The organism is Nocardia takedensis NBRC 100417 (assembly GCF_000308695.1).
GTDB classification, from domain to species: domain Bacteria; phylum Actinomycetota; class Actinomycetes; order Mycobacteriales; family Mycobacteriaceae; genus Nocardia; species Nocardia takedensis.
This window is the reverse complement of record NZ_BAGG01000057.1, coordinates 42,629-63,876: the sequence shown is the minus strand read 5'-3', so window position 1 is coordinate 63,876 and position 21,248 is coordinate 42,629. Positions and strand designations below refer to the sequence as shown.

16 protein-coding genes and 1 pseudogene are annotated in these 21,248 nt (G+C 71.2%); 12 read left to right on the top strand and 5 right to left on the bottom strand.

The features are described from left to right. The first annotated feature begins 52 nt into the window (after positions 1-52). The 3 genes and pseudogenes from ON30_RS11715 (at position 53) to ON30_RS11705 (ending at position 3,846) form a co-directional block, all read left to right on the top strand. Positions 53-973: an LLM class F420-dependent oxidoreductase gene (locus tag ON30_RS11715; RefSeq protein ID WP_040706584.1), complete on the top strand. Its 921-nt coding sequence runs from the start codon at positions 53-55 to the stop codon at positions 971-973. Positions 974-1,055: 82 nt separating this feature from the next. Continuing rightward, positions 1,056-2,738 (top strand): serine/threonine-protein kinase, encoded by a 1,683-nt coding sequence (locus ON30_RS11710; RefSeq protein ID WP_040706550.1) that lies wholly within the window; start codon positions 1,056-1,058, stop codon positions 2,736-2,738. Between the two features lie 19 nt (positions 2,739-2,757). Next, positions 2,758-3,846, top strand: a pseudogene (locus ON30_RS11705) (PQQ-dependent sugar dehydrogenase). A gap of 801 nt (positions 3,847-4,647) precedes the next feature. On the opposite strand, the gene ON30_RS11695 reads toward ON30_RS11705, so the two are convergent. Together ON30_RS11695 and ON30_RS11690 are read right to left on the bottom strand one after the other, a co-directional pair. Continuing rightward, entirely contained in the window at positions 4,648-6,204 is a 1,557-nt protein-coding gene (locus tag ON30_RS11695; RefSeq protein ID WP_040706548.1) for a phytoene desaturase family protein, read from the bottom strand. 47 nt (positions 6,205-6,251) lie between these two features. Beyond that, on the bottom strand, positions 6,252-6,803 hold the full coding sequence (locus ON30_RS11690; protein WP_040706546.1) for a hypothetical protein: 552 nt from the start codon (positions 6,801-6,803) through the stop codon (positions 6,252-6,254). Between the two features lie 159 nt (positions 6,804-6,962). Here ON30_RS11690 and ON30_RS11685 point away from each other — a divergent pair, with 159 nt between their 5' ends. The 6 genes from ON30_RS11685 (at position 6,963) to ON30_RS11660 (ending at position 15,652) form a co-directional block, all read left to right on the top strand. Next, on the top strand, positions 6,963-7,457 hold the full coding sequence (locus ON30_RS11685) for a hypothetical protein (RefSeq protein ID WP_040706544.1): 495 nt from the start codon (positions 6,963-6,965) through the stop codon (positions 7,455-7,457). After that, a complete protein-coding gene (locus tag ON30_RS11680) occupies positions 7,457-8,830 on the top strand; it encodes a hypothetical protein (protein ID WP_040706582.1) in 1,374 nt (457 codons plus the stop codon). Before ON30_RS11685 ends, ON30_RS11680 begins: the two co-directional genes overlap by 1 nt. Beyond that, entirely contained in the window at positions 8,827-10,428 is a 1,602-nt protein-coding gene (locus ON30_RS40985; RefSeq protein ID WP_040706542.1) for a vWA domain-containing protein, read from the top strand. Before ON30_RS11680 ends, ON30_RS40985 begins: the two co-directional genes overlap by 4 nt. A 12-nt stretch (positions 10,429-10,440) precedes the next feature. Continuing rightward, positions 10,441-11,556: an ATP-binding protein gene (locus ON30_RS11670; RefSeq protein ID WP_040706540.1), complete on the top strand. Its 1,116-nt coding sequence runs from the start codon at positions 10,441-10,443 to the stop codon at positions 11,554-11,556. Next, positions 11,553-14,318: a DUF5682 family protein gene (locus tag ON30_RS11665; RefSeq protein ID WP_040706538.1), complete on the top strand. Its 2,766-nt coding sequence runs from the start codon at positions 11,553-11,555 to the stop codon at positions 14,316-14,318. The genes ON30_RS11670 and ON30_RS11665 overlap by 4 nt, the downstream gene beginning before the upstream one ends. A gap of 191 nt (positions 14,319-14,509) precedes the next feature. After that, positions 14,510-15,652 (top strand): BTAD domain-containing putative transcriptional regulator, encoded by a 1,143-nt coding sequence (locus ON30_RS11660; RefSeq protein ID WP_040706536.1) that lies wholly within the window; start codon positions 14,510-14,512, stop codon positions 15,650-15,652. Positions 15,653-15,668: 16 nt separating this feature from the next. Here the strand turns inward: ON30_RS11660 and ON30_RS11655 are convergent, their stop codons facing one another. After that, positions 15,669-16,091, bottom strand: a complete 423-nt coding sequence (locus ON30_RS11655; RefSeq protein WP_157183699.1) for a hypothetical protein — start codon at positions 16,089-16,091, stop codon at positions 15,669-15,671. A 211-nt stretch (positions 16,092-16,302) separates the two neighbouring features. Between ON30_RS11655 and ON30_RS11650 the strand changes: the two genes are divergently transcribed. Beyond that, complete coding sequence (locus ON30_RS11650) at positions 16,303-16,911, top strand: TetR/AcrR family transcriptional regulator (protein WP_040706533.1); 609 nt, start codon at positions 16,303-16,305, stop codon at positions 16,909-16,911. Here ON30_RS11650 and ON30_RS11645 read toward each other — a convergent pair. Further along, positions 16,908-17,867, bottom strand: coding sequence for an acyl-ACP desaturase (locus tag ON30_RS11645; RefSeq protein ID WP_040706531.1), 960 nt, complete (start codon positions 17,865-17,867; stop codon positions 16,908-16,910). The genes ON30_RS11650 and ON30_RS11645 overlap by 4 nt on opposite strands. 248 nt (positions 17,868-18,115) lie before the next feature. Between ON30_RS11645 and ON30_RS11640 the strand changes: the two genes are divergently transcribed. After that, positions 18,116-18,766 (top strand): response regulator transcription factor, encoded by a 651-nt coding sequence (locus ON30_RS11640; RefSeq protein ID WP_040706528.1) that lies wholly within the window; start codon positions 18,116-18,118, stop codon positions 18,764-18,766. After that, complete coding sequence (locus ON30_RS11635; protein ID WP_040706526.1) at positions 18,763-20,478, top strand: sensor histidine kinase; 1,716 nt, start codon at positions 18,763-18,765, stop codon at positions 20,476-20,478. Before ON30_RS11640 ends, ON30_RS11635 begins: the two co-directional genes overlap by 4 nt. 21 nt (positions 20,479-20,499) lie before the next feature. Here the strand turns inward: ON30_RS11635 and ON30_RS11630 are convergent, their stop codons facing one another. Next, on the bottom strand, positions 20,500-21,147 hold the full coding sequence (locus tag ON30_RS11630) for a LutC/YkgG family protein (RefSeq protein WP_040706524.1): 648 nt from the start codon (positions 21,145-21,147) through the stop codon (positions 20,500-20,502). Between the last annotated feature and the right edge of the window lie 101 nt (positions 21,148-21,248).

Here is a 21,248-nt window from a genome sequence, read left to right as displayed (position 1 = left end):
AGGCGCGCACCCGGCCCCGCGCCGGTGAGTTGGATCGGGCACGATGGATCGCATGGAATTGCGCATCTTCACCGAACCGCAGCAGGGCGCAGATTACGACACGCTGGCGCGGGTCGCCAAGACCGCGGAGGACCTGGGCTACGGCGCCTTCTTCCGCTCCGATCACTATCTGGCCATGGGCGGCGCGGACGGACTGCCCGGCCCCACCGACGCCTGGATCACCCTGGCCGGGCTGGCCCGGGAGACCTCCACCATCCGCCTGGGCACCCTGGTGACCGCCGCGACCTTCCGCCTGCCGGGCCCGCTGGCCATCCAGGTCGCCCAGGTCGACCAGATGTCCGGCGGCCGTGTCGAATTCGGTCTCGGCACCGGCTGGTTCGCCGAGGAGCACGCCGCCTACGGCATCCCCTTCCCCGACAACCGGTTCGCCCGCCTCGAGGAACAACTCGCGGTGATCACCGGCCTGTGGGCGACCAGGCCGGGCGAGACCTTCTCCCACGACGGCGCGCACTACCGCCTCACCGACTCCCCCGCCCTGCCCAAACCGGCGCAGGACCCGGTGCCGGTGGTGATCGGCGGCCACGGCACCACCCGCACCCCGCGCCTGGCCGCGCGCTACGCCGCCGAATTCAACATGCCGTTCGCCTCGCTCGAGGATTCGGCGCGGCAGTTCGACCGGGTCCGGGCCGCGGCCGTGGAGCGCGGGCGCGCGCCGGAGGATCTGGTCTACTCCAACGCCCTGGTGGCCTGCGTCGGCCGCACCGACGCCGAGGTCGCGCGCCGGGCCGCGGCGATCGGCCGCGAGGTGGACGAGCTGAAGGCCAACGGGCTCGCCGGCTCGCCCGCGGAGGTGGTCGACAAGATCGGGCGCTACGCCGAGATCGGCGCGCGACGGATCTACCTGCAGATACTCGATCTGGACGATCTGGCGCACCTGGAACTCGTCGCAGCGCAGGTGCGGACACAGCTGTGACCGCACAATAGGACTGGGTCGACGAAATCCGGGTGGGTAGCCTTTCGGATGTTCGAAATCATTCGAAGGGACGAAGTTCGCGATGCAACCGCTCGGCATGGACGATCCGCGACGGATCGGTGACTACCAGTTGCTCGGCGTCCTCGGCGCGGGCGGGATGGGCCGGGTGTATCTGGGCCGCAACGCGGGCGGGCGCACCGTCGCGGTGAAGGTGATCCGCCCGGATCTCATCGACAGCGGCGATTTCCGGATGCGGTTCCGCCGCGAGGTGACGGCCGCGCGCCGGGTCGGCGGCGCGTTCACCGCCCCGGTCCTGGACGCCGACGTCGACGCGAATCCGCCGTGGCTGGCCACCGGGTACGTCGCGGGATTCTCGTTGGCCGAGGCCGTGGAGCGGTTCGGGACCTTCACCGAGGACGCGATCCTGGTGCTGGCGCGCGGCCTGGCCGAGGCGATGGCGGCGATCCACGGCGCGGGCGTGGTGCACCGCGACCTCAAGCCGTCGAACGTGCTGCTCGCCCTCGACGGCCCGAAGGTGATCGATTTCGGCATCGCCCGCGCCGTCGAGGACACCGCGCTGACCACCACCGGCAAGGTGATCGGCTCGCCGGGATTCATGTGCCCGGAGCAGGTCACCGGCGAACCGGTCGTCCCGGCCAGCGACATCTTCGCCCTGGGCGGGGTGCTGGTGTTCGCGGCCACCGGCCACGGGCCGTTCGGAACCGGCGACACCGTGCAGATGCTGTGGCGGGTGGTCTACGAGGAACCGCGCCTCGAGGCGGTCCCGGAGCGGTTGCGCCCGCTGATCGCGGCCTGCTTGCACAAGGACCCGAACGCGCGCCCCACCCCGCGACAACTGCTCGACGAACTCGGCCGCCTCGGCGTTCCCGAGGGCGGGGACTGGTTGCCGAACCCGGTGCTGCACGAGGTGGGCCGCCGAGTCATCCAGTTGCTCGACCTGGACTCCGGTACGCACCAGGTGCCGCCGGAACTGCACACCCCCGCGCCCGGTCCGGCCTCCGCCCACACACCCCCGCCTTCGGGGCACACCTCGACTCCGCGCTATCCGGCCTCGACGCCGACCTGGGTGGCGAGCGCCGGACATCCCGCGCCGGGGCAGCACCCGGCCACCACCCAGCGCACCGACTGGCAGACCCCGCCCGGCGGCGTCGCGGCGCCGGCCGCGCCGCAGTCTTCACCGCCGTCGAACAACCGAACCAGGATCGCGCTGGTCGCCGCGCTCCTGGTGACGGCGATCGCCGTGGCCGCCGGCGCGTTCCTGGTGGGAAACCAGTTGCGCGGCAACCCTTCCGACAACGCCGCGGGCGCCGAGACCACCTACGAGGCGTTCTCCGAGACCGAGACCCCGACCGAGACCACCGAGGAGACCTCCGAGTCCCCCTCGACGGACGCGGTCCCGGACGGGTTCCTGGGCACCTGGCGCGGCTCCGCCAACGACGGACTGGTCGGCTTCGACATCGAGGTGACCATCCACGGCGGCGTGGTCGGCGACGAGGTGGCGGTCTCCGCCAACACCGGCAAGCTGACCAAATCCCGCTGCGCCCGGATCGAGACGCTGACCTCGGCCGACGCCACCACGATCGTTCTGCGGGCGAAGCTGGACAAAGCCAACAGCACCGGCGTCGACTGCGCCGACGACGGCCAGGAGTCCACGATCAGCCTGGCTTCCGACGGCACCCTCACCTACACCACCCCCGGATTCTTCGGCGGTAGCATCGACGGGACCCTGCGCAAGAGTTCGTGAGCCACCAAGAGGGCCGAGAATGAGGTACCTGCGACGCACGGCCGCGCTGTGCGCGGCGGCGGCACTGACCGTCGGCGCGGTCGCCTGTTCGGACGACGACAGCACCGCCGATACCACCACGACCGCACTCGCCCCCGCTCCCGGCGTCCCCGGTTTCGGCGCGCCCGTGGAGATCGCGCGCGATCTGAACGTGCCGTGGGGTCTGGCGTTCCTGCCCGACGGGACGGCTCTTGTCGCCGAACGGGATTCGGGGCGGGTGCTGCGGGTCGCCGAGGGCCGTGCGCCGGAACCGGTCTACACGGTGCCGGAGGTGGCCGCGCGCGGCGAGGGCGGCCTGCTCGGGCTCGCGGTCTCCCCCGACCACGCGCGCGACGGCTACGTCTACGCCTACCTCACCACCGACCGCGACAACCGGATCGTGCGGTTCCGGCTCGACGGGCCGCCGCAACCGGTGTTCGAGGGCATCGCCAAGGCGAGCAACCACAACGGCGGACGGATCGCCTTCGGTCCCGACGGACTGCTCTACGTCGGCACCGGCGACGCCGCGCGGACCGCGTCCTCGCAGGACCCGGCCTCGCCGAACGGCAAGATCCTGCGCCTGACGCCCGACGGCGCGCCCGCACCGGGCAATCCCACCCCCGGCTCCCCGGTCTATTCCCTCGGCCACCGCAACGTGCAGGGCCTGGCCTGGGACGCCTCCGGTGCGCTGTTCGCCGCCGAGTTCGGCCAGAACCGGCTCGACGAGGTCAATCGCGTCACCGCAGGGGTGAACTACGGCTGGCCGGAGGTGGAAGGCGGCGGCGGGTCCGATCGCGGATTCACCGATCCACTGCTGACCTGGCCGACGGCGCAGGCGTCGCCGTCCGGGATCGCGATCGCCGGGGACACCCTCTACGTCGCGGCCCTGCGCGGGGAGCGACTGTGGTCCGCGCCGCGGTCCGGGGACGGTTTCGGCGCACCCACCGCGCTGCTGGACGGAGCCTACGGACGCCTGCGGACCGTTGCCGTCGCCCCGGACGGGTCGCTGTAGGTGACCACGTCCAACACCGACGGGCGCGGCGAGGTCCGTGCGGGCGACGATCGCGTCCTGCGTTTCCCGCCGCGCTGAGCCGCGGGCAGCGCGTAGGGCGTCACCGCCGCGAACAGCCGCAGGACCTCCAGCGCGAAATCCCTTCGGCGACACCCCAGATGACGCAGCGCCGGTCCGTGATCGACCGAGACCAGCACGGCCGCGCCCGCGAGTACGGTCCACCACACCGCCACCGCGGCCCACCGCGCGGCCCGGCCGGTGTCGGCGAAGGCCGACCGCAGGCGTTGGCAGTGGAACGGCACGTGCCGCCGCTCGTCGTCGAGGATCAGCGCCGCCACCCGCGCGGCCAGCGGATCGGCGCAGCCCTCGGCCAGCAACCGGTAGTAGTGCAGCGCGACCACTTCCGCGACCATCAGCGTCATGAGTTCGGCGCGCAGACCGAGCAGGCGACGCAATCGCACGAAGACGGTGTCGCTCCAGTGCGCGGCGACGGTGTCCGCGCCCGCGGTGGCCAGCAGGCGGCCGAGCAGTCGGGCGTGGTTGTTCTCCTCGGCGACGAACAATCGCACGGCGGCGGCGTAGTCGGGGTCGCCCGCGCGGTCGGCGGCGGCGATCAGGTGCGCGCCGTCGCCGTCCTCGCCGACCTGGAAGCGCTGGATGCTGCGGACCACCGCCGGTTCGAGTCGCGCGCCGCGCGCCCAGTCCGGGTCGCCGGCCGCCGCGCGCGCCGCCGCCCGCGCCGTGAATTCCTCCCGCCACCGGGCGAATCCGCCCCCGTCGCGGTGATCGAGTCGCACCGTGTCCATAGCGGCAACCCTAGGAGCCGAATGTGCGGGCGGCGGGGTGCGATTGTGGAGATTCCGTGCGCACACCGCTCGGTCAGGATTCCAGGACCGCCATCGCCGCGTTGTGTCCGGGAATCCCGCTGACCCCGCCGCCGCGCACCGCGCCCGCCCCGCACAGCAGGATCGTGCGATGCCCGGTGGCCACACCCCACCGCACGGCCGGGTCGTCGGGGTCGCCGAGCGCGTCGGTGTCCTCGGTGCGGAACGGAAAAGCCAGGTCGCGGTGGAAGATGTGCCCGCCGGGCAAGCCCACTTCCCGTTCCAGTTCGTCGGGGGTGCGGGCCTCCAGACACGGCGCGCCCGCGGCGTCGCGGGCCAGACAGTCCGCGATCGGTTCGGCCAGCACGGCGTCGAGTTGGGCCAGCGTCGCCGCGACCGCCTCGGCCTTGCGCCGGTCCGGATCGTCGGCGAACAGTCCGGCGGGCGTGTGCAGCCCGAACAAGGTCAGGGTGTGCATGCCGAGTTCGGCCGCGCCGGCCGACAGGATCGTGGGATCGGTCAGCGTGTGGCAGTAGATCTCCGAGGGCGGCGCGGTGGGCACCCGCCCCGCCGCCGCCTCGCGGTAGGCGCGGTCGAGTTGTTCGTAGGACTCGGCGATGTGGAAGGTGCCCGCGAAGGCGTCGGCGGGGTCCACGCGCAGGTCGCGCAGTCGGGGCAGACGGTCGAGCACCATGTTGATCTTGAGTTGCGCGCCTTCGGGTTTCGGCGGCGGCGGATCGCCGAGCAGGCGTGCCAGATGGTAGGGCGCGGCGTTGACCAGCACGTGTGCGGCGTGGTCGACGCCGCGGGCGTGGCGTACCTCGGCGGTGACGCCGTCGGTCTCGATGCCTGTCACCTCGCAGTCGGTGACGATGTGCGCGCCCGCCGAGCGCGCCGCCTCGGCCAGCGCGTCGGTGAGCGCCCCCATGCCGCCGACCGGCACATCCCAGTCCCCGGTTCCGCCGCCGATGACGTGATAGAGGAAGCAGCGGTTCTGCCGCAGCGACGGATCGTGGGCGTGGGTGAAGGTGCCGATCAGCGCGTCGGTCAGCACCACGCCGCGCACGGTGTCGTCGGCGAAACGCTCCTCGACGGTCTCGCCCAGGGGACGCTCGAACACCGCCTCCCACAGCGCCGGATCGGCGACGCGGGCCCGCAGTTCGGCGCGGGTCGGCAGCGGTTCGATCAGACTCGGAAAGACCCGCGCGGCCATCCGACCGGTGGCCGCGTAGAACTCCGTCCAGGCGTCGTAGTCGCGCGCGGAACCGGTCAGGCGGACGAAACTGTCACGGGTGCGCGTCCCGGAATGCGAGTCGACCAGCAGGCCGGTGTCACCGACCGGGGTGTAGGAGGAGATGCGGCGCGTGCGCGTGGTGAAACGCAGGCCCAGGTCGGCGACGATGCGGCGCGGCAGCAGACTCACCAGGTAGGAGTAGCGCGAGAGTCGCGCGTCCACGCCGGGGAACAGCGGAGCCGAGACCGCCGCGCCGCCCAGGGTCGCCGACCGTTCCAGGACCAGCACCGATTTCCCGGCCCGGGCCAGATAGGCCGCGGCGACCAGGCCGTTGTGGCCGCCGCCGACCACCACCGCGTCGTAGCGAGATCGCGTCATCGGTCCTCGATATCACGCGGGTGGACGCGCGGCGCTCCGACGCGCCACTACAGCTTTCCGTACAGGTAGCGGGGACGCCGTCCGATCAGGGTCAGCGCGCGCCGGTGCACGGCCTCGGCGTCGGCGGGCAGATCGGGCCAATCCAGCAGCGCGACACCGCAATTGGTCTTGGCGAACGGCGCGCCGGTCAGATCCCAGTCACCGAGCAGGCCGGTGAACTCGCACTGCGCGCACGCCGCGAAGGGTTCGGGGCCGTAGATCCAGTTCCGCTCGTACCCGTCGGCCAGCGGGGAACGGCAGCGCGGACAACTCGCGGCGCCGCCGCCGTTCCAGGCGCGGACGAAATCGAATCCGAGCATGGGCGTGATCAGATGACGGTCGGGAACCCCGGTCGGCCGGTCGCGCAGGCGCACCGCCTCGGCCAGCAATTCCGCGAGTGCCCGTTCCCGGACCGGATGTCCCGGAACGAGGGAGAATCCGCGTTCCGATTCCGCGGAGTTCACTTCCCGGCAACCCAGGAAGAAACGCACCGTTTCCCGGACCCGATGCATCGCGGCGGCATCGGATTCGCCCAGTGCGAAGTAGTACTGCACGAACACCGTGCAGAGCGTATCAGTACCCGCCGACATGTGCCGGGTCTCCGAAAGACGCTGTCCGGCAAGGCCGCACAGCCTCGGTGAGCTGCGGCAGGGGCGGACCGGACTTGTCGGTGGGCCCGCGTAGGTTGATCGTCGTGATGAGGAACGGGAAGGGAGCCGATGAACTCCGTGGGGAATGAATGGGAGCGGGCGTCGGTGGTGCGCGTACTGCCCGAGGTCGCGCCGCGCAAACTCGCGAAAGTACCGTTCGTCGAAATGGCCGACGGCCGGTTGCAGGGTGTGGTCTCGAGCGGATCGGATATCGCTCGGGTATATGTCTCGTCGATTTCGACGCCCGATCACGGACTCAGTTGCAGCACCAACAACAATCGCCCGTGCGGCGGTCTGCGCGACGCGTTCCCGTGCAAACATCTCGAGGCGTTGCTCGACGAGGCGGCGGTGCAATACGGGATCGAGCGGATCGCGCGTTTCCTGAACGTGGAGATCCCCGAGCACGGGCATCTGCACTACATGCTGCACGGCACGAAGGCCCCCGCCACCGCGCCCGAGGTGTTCAGCCGCTTCCTGCGGCATCTGACCTACCTGGAGCTCCCGGGCGCGGTCGCCCCGGTCCCCGAACTACGGTGGTTCCCGGCCGCGGGGGTGCGGCGCTGATGCTTCCCACACATCTGGCCGCACTGGCCGAGACACCGGAGGCCGTCCCCGCGGCGCTGGATCTGATCGCGGGATTCGACGCCGCGCTGGTCGACGGGTTCGCCCGCGCCGGCGAACCGGGCCTGGCCGCGCTCTCGGCGCTGGCGGGCGCGGTGGCCGGGTCGCCACTCGGCCCCGCCGCGGCGGCAGCCGTGGCCAAGCTCGGCGCGGGGTCGATCGGTCCCGAGGAGTTGAGCGCACTGGCCGGGGCGCGCGCCGCTGTTCTGGGCGCGGTCCACGACGCCCTGCTCGACAGGTTCGACGACACGCTGGGTCGCGGTCGGGCGGAATGGGCGGGCGCGGCCCCCGCGCCCGCGACGAGCAATCCGATGGCGGGATGCCGCGCCTGGCTCCAGGAGATCGCCATCACCGGGTGGCACGGGGTCGATCACGACCTGGTGGCCGCGGCCGATCGGATCATCGAATCGCTGTGGGCCGAACCGGGATCGCGCAGGCTCGCGGCGCTGGTCGACGGGTTCGCCGCCGAACTGCACGCCTGTGTCCCGATCGCCGCGATGCCCGCGGCGCCCGCGCGCCGCTGGGCCGACCTGTGGACCAGGGCGCTGCTGCTGACCTGGCGCGGCGAGGAAGCCGCGGAGCCCGAGACGGTGTCCGGTCGGCTGTTCGTCCTGGGCGTCGACGTGCACGAGCACGGCACGGCGGTCCAGGTGCAGGCGCACGCGCTGCTCGAATCCGGCGAGACGACCCGCCGGGTGCGGGTCACCGTCGGGGCGGCCAAGGTCGACACCATCGTCGGCCCGGCGATCTGGAATCTGTTCGGCGAGCACCCCCGCCTGTTGCGCGCGCTGGCCGAGCACCGGGTCCTGACCGTCACCGATCTGCCGCTCACCGCGGCGGGCGACCTGCTGTGGGGCGACGAATCCGCCGAGGTCGGCGAGCAGGCCGACCCGTTCACCGTCGCCCGGGTCCGCCTGCCCGACGCGCTCGCGCCCGCCGCCGCACCGCTGGACCGCGACCCGGTCCTGCTCGCCGAACCCGTTCTGCTGGAAGGCTATCGCGTCGGCGACGGCGCGCTCGAGCTGGACGGCCACGCGGTGCGCGTCGAGGTGGATCTGCTGCCCGGCTGCGGTCCGCTCACCCCCGACCTGATCGGCAAGTCCACGGCCATGCTCGGCCTCGCGCACTGGGGCGCGGCGGGCTGGTCGGTGCGTCCGCTGGCGGTACGGTACACGGTCAAGAACAAGACGCTCGCCGCGCACACCGGCGACTGGGCGCACGGGCCCACCGACGCCAAGATCGCCAAAGCACTGGCCAAATCCGGGGATTCGGTGGCCGTGCTGCGCGAACGAGCGGGACGGCTGCTGCGGAAATGACCACTGCCCACGAACCCGACGCGCACGAGACGCGTCGGCAGATCCTGTACTGGCGGCTGCTGGCCCGCGTCTTCGACAACGAACCGCAGGCCGCCCTCGAATCCGGCAGCATGGCCGTCGTCGAGGATCTCGGACTGCCCGCGGCCCTGCTCGATCCGAGCGTCTCGGTCGACACCGTCGTCCAGCGTTTCCCGGACCTCGAGGACGAACTCGGTGCGCTGCGCGCCGGTCTGGAAGCGGCCGCCGAGCGGGCGTCGGCTCCCGGCGGCGCGTCCGCGCTCGATCCCGCTGAGCCCGAGTCCGACCCATGCGACTCCGATCCCGGCGACTCCGATCCGGCCGCAACGGGCGACCTGGCCGGGCCCCACACGGCGCTCACGGCCGAGTCCGACTCCGACGCAGCCGTTTTCGACGCGGCCGATCCCGACGCGGCCGATCCCGACACGGGCGATCCCGACACGGCCGATCCCGACACGGCCGATCCCGACGCGGCCCATTTCGACGCGGGCCTCGGCGCGGCCGATTTCGACGCGGGCGTAGGCGCGGCCGATTTCGACGCGGGCGTAGGCGCGGAGGAGGTCCGCAACGCGGCGCTGTTCACGAAGCTGCTGCTCAACGTGTTCGCGACCGGATCGGGCGACGTCAGCGCGACCCAGTTGGCGAACTGGCAGAGTGACGCCGCCCGGATGCGCGGTCTGCTCGGTGACGACGACCTGCGCGCCGCGCTGGCCGATCTCGAGGGCGAGTTGGTCGCGCGGATGCGGTTGCGCGAGGTGCTGGCCGATCCGCGCTTGGCGAGCGCGCTCACCCCGAGCATGTCGCTGATCGAACAGTTGCTGCGCGACAAGTCGAATCTGTCCGGTGTGGCGCTGGCCAACGCCAAGGCGCTGATCCGCCGGTTCGTCGACCAGGTGGCCGAGGTGCTGCGCACCCAGGTGCGCCAGGCGAGCGCGGGCACGATCGACCGTTCGGTGCCGCCCAAGCGCATCCTGCGCAATCTGGACGTGGACCGCACGATCTGGAAGAACCTGACCAACTGGAATCCCGAGGACGAACGCCTCTACGTGGACCGGTTGTTCTACCGGCAGACCGCCACCCGCACGGTGCCCGCGAAGATGATCGTGGTGGTCGACCAGTCCGGGTCGATGGTCGACGCGATGGTCAACTGCACCATCCTGGCCTCGATCTTCGCCGGGCTGCCGAAGGTCGACGTGCACCTGGTCGCCTACGACACCGACGCCCTCGACCTGACCCCGTGGGTGCACGACCCGTTCGAGGTGCTGCTGCGCACCCAACTCGGCGGCGGCACCAACGGCCGGGTGGCCATGGCGCTGACCCAGCCGAAGGTCACCGACCCGAACAACACCGTGGTCGTGTGGATCTCGGACTTCTACGAATGGGAGTGCCAACCCCTGTTCGAGAGCATGCAGGCATTGCACCGCAACGGGGTGAAGTTCATTCCCGTCGGCTCGGTGAACAGTTCCGGCCATCAGAGCGTCAACCCCTGGTTCCGCGAACGGTTCAAGACCATGGGCACTCCCGTGCTGTCGGGCCGCATCCAGAAACTCGTCCACGAACTCAAGAACTTCCTCGACTAGGAGACGCCGATCATGACCGAAACCACGCTGCGCGCCCCCGCCGAAACCAAATACGCCGAGGAACTGGACTGGCTGGAATCCATCGACGACGGCCCCAAGCCGTTCGCGTGGCGGCTGAGCCCGAAGATGGTGCGCCTGTTCATCCTCGGGTCCGAACGCGCCGACGGCCTGGATCGCACCGTCGACCAGAAGTGGTTCGGCGACCGCAGTTTCGTCGAACGCGCGATCGTCACGCTGGCCTCGGACCGCGGCCTGCTGCTGATCGGCGATCCCGGCACCGGCAAGAGTTGGTTGGCCGAACTGCTCTCGGCGGCGATCTCGCGCAACTCCACCCTGGTGGTGCAGGGCACCGCGGGCACCACCGAGGACCACATCAAGTACTCGTGGAACATCTCGATGGTCATCGCCAAGGGACAGTCGCGCGAGTCGATGATCCCCTCCCCGATCATGACCGCGATGGAACAGGGCGTCATCGGCCGGTTCGAGGAGTTGACCCGCTCGACCAGCGACGTGCAGGACGCGCTGATCTCCATCCTGTCCGAGAAGTACGTCTCGATCCCCGAACTCGACGCCGACAACGTGGTGTTCGCGAAACCGGGCTTCTCGATCATCGCCACCGCCAACAGCCGTGACCGCGGCGTCAACGATCTGTCCTCGGCGTTGAAGCGCCGTTTCAACTTCGTGCGCATCCCGGTCGTCACCAACAAGCGCAGCGAGGCCGAGATCGTGCGCTTCCGCACCACCGAACTGCTGCGCAGGCACCGGATCGATCTGGAACTGCCGCCGACGCTGCTCGACATCCTGCTGGAGAGCTTCGCCGATCTGCGTTCGGCGGCGGCCGCCGCGGGCAGCGACGACGAGAAGCTGGAATCGGCGCTGTCCACGGCCGAGCAGATCGGCGTGCTCGAGGACGCGATCCTGCATTCGCGGTTCTTCGGCGACGCCACGCTGCGCGCGGAGACGCTGGCCGGTTCGCTGGTGGGGTCGCTGGCGCGGCGCGCGCCGGAGGATCTGGCGATCCTGAACAAGTTCTGGCACGGGGTGGTCGAGCCGCGCAGCAAGCAGGCGGGCGGGGAGTGGGAGCCGTTCCTCGAGGGCGGCCGCGATGCCCTGGCGAGGCTTTCGTGACCGCCTTCGCCCCGCTGCGCGAGCAGTTGAGCACGGCCGCGCAGCGGTTCGCGGCCGGGCCGGGCGTGCTCGGTGAGATCCTCACCGGCATCGTCGACGACGTCGATCGGGCCTTGAACGAACGCCTGGAGATCTTCCCGGTCTGTCACCACTCCCCCGCCTCGGGGCTGGCGATGGTGCGCAGGTTGCACGAGAAGCAGCCGAAGGTGCTCTATCTGGAACTGTGCGAGGACATGCGCCCGATCCTGGAGGAGTTGCGCAACTGCACGCTCCCGGTCGCGTTGCAGGCGTGGGCCGGTGAGCCGGACGGCTTTCCGGCGGCGTGGGCGCCGCTGTCGGTGATCGCGCCGATCACCGAGGCGTCGGCCGAATACCAGGCCATCTCCTACGCGTTGAGCACGCCGGGGGTGGAGTTGGTGCTGGTCGACCGCAGCACCGATCACGTGTTCCAGTGGTCGCCGCGCGAGGCGCGCGACGCGGCCGAGCAGGACGCCGACGCCCCGGCCGAGGACGCCCTGCACGGTGACGCGATCGGGCTGGAGATCGGTGATCTGCGACCGCATTTCGCCGAACTCGAGGAGCATCTGCTGCACCACGGCAAGGTGCGGCACTGGTCGGAGTGGTGGGACCAGTACGTCGAACAGCCGCTCGCCGGCGCCGACTACGACACCTACCGGCAGGTCATGGTGTTGATCGGCAGTCTGTTCCGCAGACTGCGGCGCACCGACCTCACCGTGGACGAGGACCGGGAGCGCTACATGTGGACCCGGATGCGCGAACACCTGGCCGCCTCCGGGGCCGATCCGGCGACCTGCCTCTACATCTGCGGCGCGAGTCACGCGGCCGGCCGGGTCGAGCAGTTCGGCCTGGATTCGCGGGCTCCGTTCGAGATCGGCCCGCGCTCGGCCACGAAATGGCAGTACGGCTTGATCCCGTCGAGTCATTCGGCGATCGAGGAACAGTTCGGTCTGGCGGCGGGGTCGGTCTCGATCGCGGCGGCCACCTGGACCAAGGGGCTGCGGCGCGGGCGGGTCAAGCCGTTCGCGCTGTCGGCGAAGAAGCCGACCGCGAAGCCGACGAAGGCCGTGGCCGCCCCGACGCCGACGGTCGCCGATCAGCTCACCGGGTTCCTGTCGAGTCCGCCGCGGCTCGACGCGGTGGACGAGGCCGAACTGCTGGACTGGTCGGTCGACATCGTGCGCTTGGCGCGGCGCAACGGCTACCTGGCCGGCACCGCTGACGCCATCGCCGTCTACGAGACCTCGATCCTGTTGGCGGGCATGCGCAACCGGGCTCGCCCGACGCCCTACGACTTCCAGGACGCGGCGGTCACCTGCATCGAGAAGGATCACGTGCCGGGGCGGCGCGACGTGCGGCGGCTGTGCGAGATCCTGCTCGGCGGCGACCGGGTGGGCCGGGTCGGCTACGCGGCGCTGCCGCCGCTGGCCCAGGACGTCTACGACCGACTCGCCCCGCTGGGCATCGATCCGAGCGGGCGCACCGTCAAACGCTGCCTGCTCGACCTGGACGCCGACCCCGCGTTGCGGCCGGGCTCGGATCTGCTGTGGATGTTGCGCAGGCTGCTGCCCGCGGGCGCGGTGCGGCCGGTGATGGGCTCGCGCGGTCTGGGGGAACGGTCCATCCAGGAGAGCTGGGACGTCGCGCTCGGCAAGTACCAGCGCGACCTGGTGCAACTGGGATACGAGGGCGTCACCGTCGAACAGGTGCTCGAGCAGCGCCTGCGCGCCTCGGTCAACGAACCGGACGCCACCGCCGCGACGGCATTGGCGGGCGTGCAGGACGCGCTGGTCTACCTGGGCTCGGCGCGTCTGGCCGACGAACTGGGCGCCCGCGCGGTCGAATTGCTGGCCGCCGAGCGCACGGTGGACGGCGCACCCGAGGTGCTGCGGCGGATACGGTCGCTGCTGAACTACTTCCGCTCCACCGAGGCCGGGTTGCCTTCGTGGTGCGGCCGGTTCGTCACCGCCGGGTACGCGCACTACTGCACCCTGCTGCCCACCGCGTTCACCGACGAGCAGACCGGGGTGCGGCCGGTCGCGGCGATGCTCGGGTTCCTGTTCGGCATGGAGAACCTGGCGCTGTCGCTGGGCTGCGACCACACCCAACTGGAACTCGCGGTGCGCCAATCCCATCCGGAGGCCCCCGCGAAAGTGGCGCTGCTGTGGGCCACCCGCATGCAGTTGGGTCTGCTCACGCTCGGCGAATTGCGGCTGCGCTGTGACGAGATGCTCGCCAATCCGCTGGTGGTCCCCGCCTTCCCGCAGTATCTGAGCGGGTTCGTACAGGCCATCGACCCGGTGCCGGTGATCAAGAGCTTCGTGGTCGAACTGCTGTCGAAGGCGTTCGCGCGACTGCCCGACCCGGTGCTGCTGCCGTGGCTGCCCACCTTGATCACCACGTTGCGGGGGCAGGCGGGCGAGCTGATCCCGTCGCTGGTCCGCGAAGCCGGGCGTACCTTCCCGTCCGACCTGGCGGGCATGGCAGCGTTCGTCCCGCCCTGGGAGCGCACCGCGCCCGCGGGCGCACCGCCCGCCGCGGCCGCGACCCCGGGCGGTCCGGTGGCCGACCTGCTGGCCGCCCATCCGGTCGGCGCCGACGCCTACGCCGCGCTGCTCGGCCTCGAGGGCGGCCGGCGCGAACCCTCCGCGGTCCCGGGCGGTGCGGTCGCCGCACTGGTCGAGGCACGGCCCGCCGCCGCCGACGCGCTCGCCGCCCTGCTGCCGGTGACGATCGGCGTGTGAGCCCGCGCGTCGCGGTCGGGGGCGGCGACCGCGACGCGTCCGGGCGGCGGCCCGTATACGATCGATGCGCCGCGGGTCCGCCGGGTTCGGGGCGTCGGGGGCGACATGCGGACCGCGTCGTGAGGAGTTCGGCATGGCTGGAATTCGGCAGCGCGCACCGATCCGGTACCGGCCGGGCGCGGTGGTCCCGCATGGCTGAGGAGCGGGCGCGGTTCGGGGTGCTCGGGCCGGTGGAACTGACCGTGGACGGTTCGGCGCAACCGCTGGGCGGTCCGAAACAGCGGGCGGTGCTGGCCTGCTTGGTGATCAACGCCGATCGGCCCGTGTCGGTCGAATCGTTGGCGCAGGCGGTGTGGGAGGACAACCCGCCGCCGGACGTGCGGGTCAGCCTGCACACCATCGTGTCCAATCTGCGCAAGCCGCTGCGCGAGGCCGGTCTGGACGCGCGCGGGGTACTCGCCCAGGTCGGGGCGGGCTACCGGGTGACGGTGGCGGAGAACGGCAGTGACGTGCGGCGCTTCGCCGGCGGCAAGGAGGCCGGGATGCGGGCGTTGGCGGCGGGCCGGTTCCGGGTGGCGAGCGAATTGCTGACCCTCGCGTTGGACCAGTGGCGCGGTCCGGTGCTCGCGGATCTGCGCGGACTGGCCTTCGCCGACGCCTACGCGACGGTCCTGGACGACGACCGCATGACCGTCGTGGAGGCCCGCGCGGAGGCGGATATCGCCCAGGGTCGGGCCGCCGCGGTGGTCTCGGAACTGTCGCACCTGGTGACCGAGCATCCGCTGCGGGAACCGTTGTGGCAGCAGTTGATCACCGCCCTCTACGTCGACGGCCGCCAGTCCGACGCCTTGGACGCGGTCCGGCGGTTGCGCACCACGCTCGCCGACGAACTCGGTATCGATCCCGGTCCGCCGATCCGCGACCTCGAGGCCCGCATCCTGCGTCAGGAACCGTTGACCGCCGATGTCGCGGGCGCGGCGTCGGCGACCAGGATGACCACCATCGTCGACCAGCACGCGGGCGATCTGCTCGCCGCGCTGCGCGACGAGAACGGCCACCGCTACCCGGTGCGCGGCCGCTTCACCCGGATCGGCCGCCTGCGCGACAACGACATCACCATCGAGGACGGCCGCGTCAGCCGCCACCACGCGGTGGTCGTGGACACCGGCCTGGCCTACGTCATCAAGGACCTGCTGTCCTCCAACGGCGTCTTCGTCGACGGCCACCGCGTCATCGACAGCATGGCCCTGTCCCACGGCGTGGTCGTGCGCATCGGCGACTCCGAATTCGTCTTCGAACTCCTCCCCCGCGCCATCACCCCGCCACCAGCCTGACCGCGCGGGCCAGCGTTCAGAGGACCAGGCAGGAGGTGCCGATGGGCAGGCCGACGCCGACTTCGACGGTGACCGTGGCGAGGGTGCCGTCCTCGGGGGACTGGCTCGCGGCGAGGGTGTGCGGGCCGCGGTAGGCGGGGCTCCAAGCGACGATGGCGACGCCGCCGGTGGGCGGGACGGTGGTGAACAGGACGCCGTTGTCGTAGAAGGAGACGGGGCCGACGGCGGAGGTGAGCCGCGCTTCGACGGTGTAGGCGCATCCGGTGCCGTAGTTGGTGAGCGGCCCGTAGTTGATGTCGGGGTAGATGCCAATCCTGGTGGCCGTGGCGGCGACGGGCGCGGGGTACAGCAGGGCGGCGACCGCGAAGCTCGCCGTACAGCAGGCGACGGCCGCGCCGCGGCGGGGACGCGATGTTCGGTTGGCGCGCTGACCTGTCATCCGGCCCTCGTTCACGTCGCAGGGATCGTCCCGGACGACGATCGTATCGAGCGGAGACCCGCGCGGAGCGGATATCCGACCGATGGGTCTGGTGTCGCGGTAGGCGGAACGGCGGGATGACGTGGGTCGGGATCGGCGCTACGCTGTCAATCGCGCCGACTCGCCGACTCACGTGTTCGATACATGAGTCCGGCCGTGTATCATTTTCGCGATGAGCATCTCCACGCGGCAGACCCCGACCCGATCCCCGGGACGACCGGCCTCCGCGACCAAGGAACAGGTGCTCGATCTCACCCGCCGCGCCTTCCTCGCGGGCGAACGCGTCGACGTGCAGGCGATCGCCGCCGAACTCGGCCTCAGCCGCGCCTCGATCTACCGGTGGTTCGGCTCGCGGGACGGACTGCTCGGCGCGATGCTGGTCGCCGAACACCGGCGCATGCTCGACCGCGCCGACGCCCGCTGCCGCACCCGCGGCGCGGCCCGCGTGCTCGAGGTCTTCGACCGGGTGGCCCGCTGGGAATCGGACAACGAACCGTTCCGCCGCTACTTCGAACACGAACCGCTGTCCGGCCTGCGGGTCATCACCGCGGGCGACGGACCGGTGCAACCGCATATCGTCGCGGCGGTGGTGGACCTGATCGAGCGGGTGCGCCGCGAGGACGGCTACGACCCGCCGCTGGAACCCGCGCTGCTGGCCTACGCGCTGGTCCGCCTGGGCGAGGCGTTCCTCTACAACGACCGGGCGGCGGGCATCCACGGCGATGTCGACCGTCTCCGGCAGGTGCTCGCGGTCCTGCTCGGCGCACCGCGCACCGGTTAGACCCGCGCGCGCTCCCTGGCCAGCGCGCGGTCGCGTTGCTCCTCGAAGCGCGGGACGCGCACCGTCGCCAGATCGTCGAGGAAGGCGGCCAGCCGTTCCCTGACCTGTTCGCCGCGCGGCCCGAAGTCGGTGCGCTCGAACAGATTCCACTGTCGCAGCACCGGTTGCAGCACGTCCTCGAGGTGCTGGCGCAGATCGTAGACGCCGTGTTTGGCCATCAGCACGCCGTTGCGCCGGAATTCGGGCATGCCCGCCCCCGGCATCTGGAAGTTCCGAACGATGGTGTCGATGGCCTCGACGGCTTGATCGGGGACCAGGTCCAGGGCCGCGCCGCACACGGTCCGATAGAAGATCATGTGCAGGTTCTCGTCGGCGGCGATGCGTTGCAGCATGCGGTCGGCGATCGGGTCCGCGCACACCCTGCTGGTGTTGCGGTGGGTGACGCGGGTGGCCAGTTCCTGGAAGGACACGTAGGCCACCGAACACAGGAACGCCGCGCCGTCGGCGATCTGGGCCCCGCTCGCCCCCGAGGAGAACCCGCTGGTCATATGCGTCATCCGGGCCTGCTCGAGCGCGACCGGGTCGACGCCGCGGGTGACCACCAAGTAGTCGCGCAGGACGATGCTGTGCCGGGCCTCCTCGGCCGTCCAGCGGCCCACCCAGGTCCCCCACGCGCCGTCGCGGGAGAAGTTCTCGGCGATCTCCCGGTGGTAGGAGGGCAGGTTGTCCTCGGTGAGCAGGTTGGTCACCATGGCGGCCTTGGCGACCGGGCTGAGCCGGGACTGCTCCGGGTCCCAGTCCCGGCCGCCGAGGGCGGCGAAGTTGCGGCCGTCGTCCCAGGGCACGTAGTCGTGGGGATGCCAGTCCTTGGCCATCGCCAGGTGCCGGTTCACGCACGTCGCGGCGACGGCTTCCAACTCGCCGAGGATCTCGCGCTGCGTCAGATCGCGTGCCAAGGGGTGCTCCTGCCTGTGCGGGTGTCGAGGGAGATGTGCGCACCCATGCCATCAGCCGCGGCGGCGCTGCGATCAGGGCCGAACGTCACCGCCGGGAAGGACCATGCGCGGCCGTGCGACCCCGGCCGGCGTTGTACGGTCGGTGTCAAGGGACTTCGGTCACCTGAGACGGGACCAACACCGTATTCCCGGCCCGCGCGCGTTCCGTACGCTGGACCGGCGGGCCGATCGCCGAAAGGAGTGCGCCGATGATCACCGTCTTCTTGGTCGACGATCACGAGATCGTGCGTCGCGGCGTGGGTGATCTGCTCGGTCTCGAACCCGATATGGAGGTCGTCGGCGAGGCGGGGACGGTCGCCGAGGCGATGGCGCGGATCCCGGCCGCGCGTCCGGACGTCATCGTGCTCGACGTGCGCCTGCCCGACGGCAACGGCATCGAACTGTGCCGCGAACTGCTCTCGCGTCACCGCGATCCGCGCTGCCTGATCCTGACCTCGTTCACCGACGAGCAGGCCATGCTCGACGCCATCCTCGCCGGGGCCAGCGGCTACGTGGTCAAGGACATCGGCACGCTGGAACTGGTCGACGCGATCCGCGCGGTCGGTGCGGGGAAGTCGTTGCTGGACAACCGCGCCGCGGCGGCGCTGATGGCCAAGTTGCGCTCGGAGGCCGAGGGCCGCACGGGTCCGCTGGCCGGGCTGACCGATCAGGAGCGGGTGCTGCTGGGGTTGCTCGGCGAGGGTCTGACCAACCGCCAGATCGCGGGCCGGATGTTCCTGGCGGAGAAGACCGTGAAGAACTACGTCTCGCGCCTGCTGACCAAACTCGGCGTCGAGCGCCGCACCCAGGCGGCGGTGCTGGCCAGCAAACTCGGCGCGCCGCCCGGCGAGCGCGGATGAACCTGCCCCGCATTCCCGAACCGGGAGTGGCGCAGTCGCGACTACGCGAACTGCTCGGTCAGGTGCAGGACCGGATGGCCGAGATCGTGGGCGTCCGCGATCAGATGGATCGGCTCATCGAGGCGATGCTGGTGGTCACCGCCGGTCTCGACCTGGACAACACGCTGCGTTCGATCGTGCACACCGCCATCGAACTGGTGGACGCGCGCTACGGGGCGCTGGGCGTGCGCGCCACCGACACCACCCGCGAATTCCTGTCCGAATTCGTCTACGAGGGCATCGACGACCGCGCCCGGGTGCGCATCGGCGCGCTGCCGACCGGTCACGGCGTGCTCGGCCTGCTGCTGCACGAGCCGACCCCGATCCGGTTGGCGGACATGTCGACCCATCCGTCCTCGGTGGGTTTCCCGCCGCACCATCCGCCGATGCGCAGCTTCCTGGGCGTGCCCGTGCAGGTCCGCGACGAGGTGTTCGGCAATCTGTATCTGACCGAGAAGGCCGACGGCCAGGAGTTCACCGAACAGGACGAGGTGCTGGTCCAGGCGTTGGCCGCGGCGGCGGGCATCGCGATCGCCAACGCCCGCCTCTACGAGCAGTCCCGCATCCGGCAGCAGTGGCTCGAGGCCACCCTCGACGTGGCGACGCAGTTGTTGGCGGGCGACGAACCCGACGAGGTGCTCGAACTGGTCGCCGAGCACGCCGTGCGGGTGACCGAGGCCGGGTTCGCCTTCGTCGCGCTGCCCGTCGATCCGCAGACCCCGCCCGCGGAGGTCACCGAACTGGTCATCGCGGCGGCGGCGGGCACCGGATCGGAAGGTCTGGTGGGTCAACGTCTTCCGGTCGACGCCTCGCATTCGGGGACGGCGTTCCGGGACGGCCGGGTGCATTCGGTCGGCGAACTGCGCTATGTGCCGCCGACCATCGCCACCATGGACGGCCCCGCGCTGATCCTGCCGTTGCGCGCGGGTGAGGCGGTGATCGGCGTGCTCACCACCGTGCGCCCCGGCGAGGTGCCGCCGCTGGACGCGCCGGGCCAGTCCATGCTGGCCGCCTTCGCCGGTCAGGCCGCCTTGGCCCTGCAACTGGCCCACACCCAGCGCCGCATGCGCGAACTGGACGTGCTCTCCGAACGCGACCGCATCGCCCGTGACTTGCACGACCACGTCATCCAGCGGTTGTTCGCGGTGGGTCTGGCCCTGCGCGGCACCGTCGGCCGCACCGACGCGCCCGAGGTGCGCGATCGTCTCGCCGACACCATCAACGACATCCAAGCCATCGTGCAGGACATCCGGCACTCCATCTTCGATCTGCACTCCTCCACCGGGGCCGAGGCGCCGAAACTGCGCAAACGCCTCTACGACGCGGTGCGCGGCATGACCGCCGACACCGGTCTGCGCACCACCGTGCGCCTGGCGGGTCCGGTGTCGGTGCTGACGCCGCCGCTGTCGGAGGACGTCGAGGCGGTGCTGCGCGAGGCGGTCAGCAACGTCATCCGGCACGCCGGGGCCACCTCGGTCACGGTCACGCTGACCATCCGCGACGATGTCACCGTCGAGGTCAGTGACGACGGCGCGGGCATGCCCGAACAGCTCTCCCGCCGCAGCGGTCTGGCCAATCTGGCCGCGCGCGCCGAACGCCTGGGCGGCTCGTTCACGATCGAGCGCGGCGCGGAGAACGGCACCACCTTGCGCTGGACCGCGCCGCTGACCTGAGCCGCCCCGGTCGAGGCGGCCTCAGTCGACCACGAGCACGATGAGCTGCCGGGCGGACCCGATGCCCGCGCCCTCGTCCTCGGAATCGGCGGTGGGGCCGCCGAACCAGGTGATCTGCCTGCGATGGTCGAGGCGGTCGATGACCTCCGGCATGGACGCGCCGACCTGGTCGACCCGGACCACGCAGACGTGGCAGGCGGGAGCGAGGGTGGGCGCGCGCCGCCCCTGCCCCGCGCTGCCGTCGAGCACGATGATGCCCGCGTCGGCGACGGCGGCCGCGCAAGTGGTGATCACCGCGTCGGCCCCGGCCAACTGCCCCTGCGGCAGGAACGGACTGTCATCGATCACGGCGTGCCGTTCGTCGGCCAGCCACGGGCGCGTCCACTCCTCGGGCAGTCCCTGCGGCACCACCACCGACAGCGCGCCCTGAGCGGTGAGCACCTTCGCGACGGTGTCGGGGATGTCCTGTTCGATGATGTGGTGCACGCGGGCGCCGTAGTGCGTCAACCGGGCGGCGAACAGGTCGATCAACGCGTTGCGGTCACCCGAACTCGTCGGCGGCCCTTGGCGCTGCCGGGCGCGCGACATCGGCACCAGACGTTCGTCCTCGGGCAGTTCTCTCAGCGCGTCCCGCACGCGACGCAGCAACTCCTCGCGCGGATCGGTCATCGTCCACCGCTCCCGGCACTGCGAGCGGTCTGTTCTCTACCCAATGCGCAACTCCCCCAGCGGATTCCACCGAACCGGCCAGTTGTTCCACCATGGCACCG

Coding starts and splice junctions, on each gene's coding strand:
- ON30_RS11715 (WP_040706584.1), top strand. CDS start 53: ATGGAATTGCGCATCTTCACCGAACCGCAGCAGGGCGCAGATTACGAC.
- ON30_RS11710 (WP_040706550.1), top strand. CDS start 1,056: ATGCAACCGCTCGGCATGGACGATCCGCGACGGATCGGTGACTACCAG.
- ON30_RS11695 (WP_040706548.1), bottom strand. CDS start 6,204: ATGACGCGATCTCGCTACGACGCGGTGGTGGTCGGCGGCGGCCACAAC.
- ON30_RS11685 (WP_040706544.1), top strand. CDS start 6,963: ATGAACTCCGTGGGGAATGAATGGGAGCGGGCGTCGGTGGTGCGCGTA.
- ON30_RS11680 (WP_040706582.1), top strand. CDS start 7,457: ATGCTTCCCACACATCTGGCCGCACTGGCCGAGACACCGGAGGCCGTC.
- ON30_RS40985 (WP_040706542.1), top strand. CDS start 8,827: ATGACCACTGCCCACGAACCCGACGCGCACGAGACGCGTCGGCAGATC.
- ON30_RS11670 (WP_040706540.1), top strand. CDS start 10,441: ATGACCGAAACCACGCTGCGCGCCCCCGCCGAAACCAAATACGCCGAG.
- ON30_RS11660 (WP_040706536.1), top strand. CDS start 14,510: ATGGCTGAGGAGCGGGCGCGGTTCGGGGTGCTCGGGCCGGTGGAACTG.
- ON30_RS11655 (WP_157183699.1), bottom strand. CDS start 16,091: ATGACAGGTCAGCGCGCCAACCGAACATCGCGTCCCCGCCGCGGCGCG.
- ON30_RS11650 (WP_040706533.1), top strand. CDS start 16,303: ATGAGCATCTCCACGCGGCAGACCCCGACCCGATCCCCGGGACGACCG.
- ON30_RS11640 (WP_040706528.1), top strand. CDS start 18,116: ATGATCACCGTCTTCTTGGTCGACGATCACGAGATCGTGCGTCGCGGC.
- ON30_RS11635 (WP_040706526.1), top strand. CDS start 18,763: ATGAACCTGCCCCGCATTCCCGAACCGGGAGTGGCGCAGTCGCGACTA.
- ON30_RS11630 (WP_040706524.1), bottom strand. CDS start 21,147: ATGACCGATCCGCGCGAGGAGTTGCTGCGTCGCGTGCGGGACGCGCTG.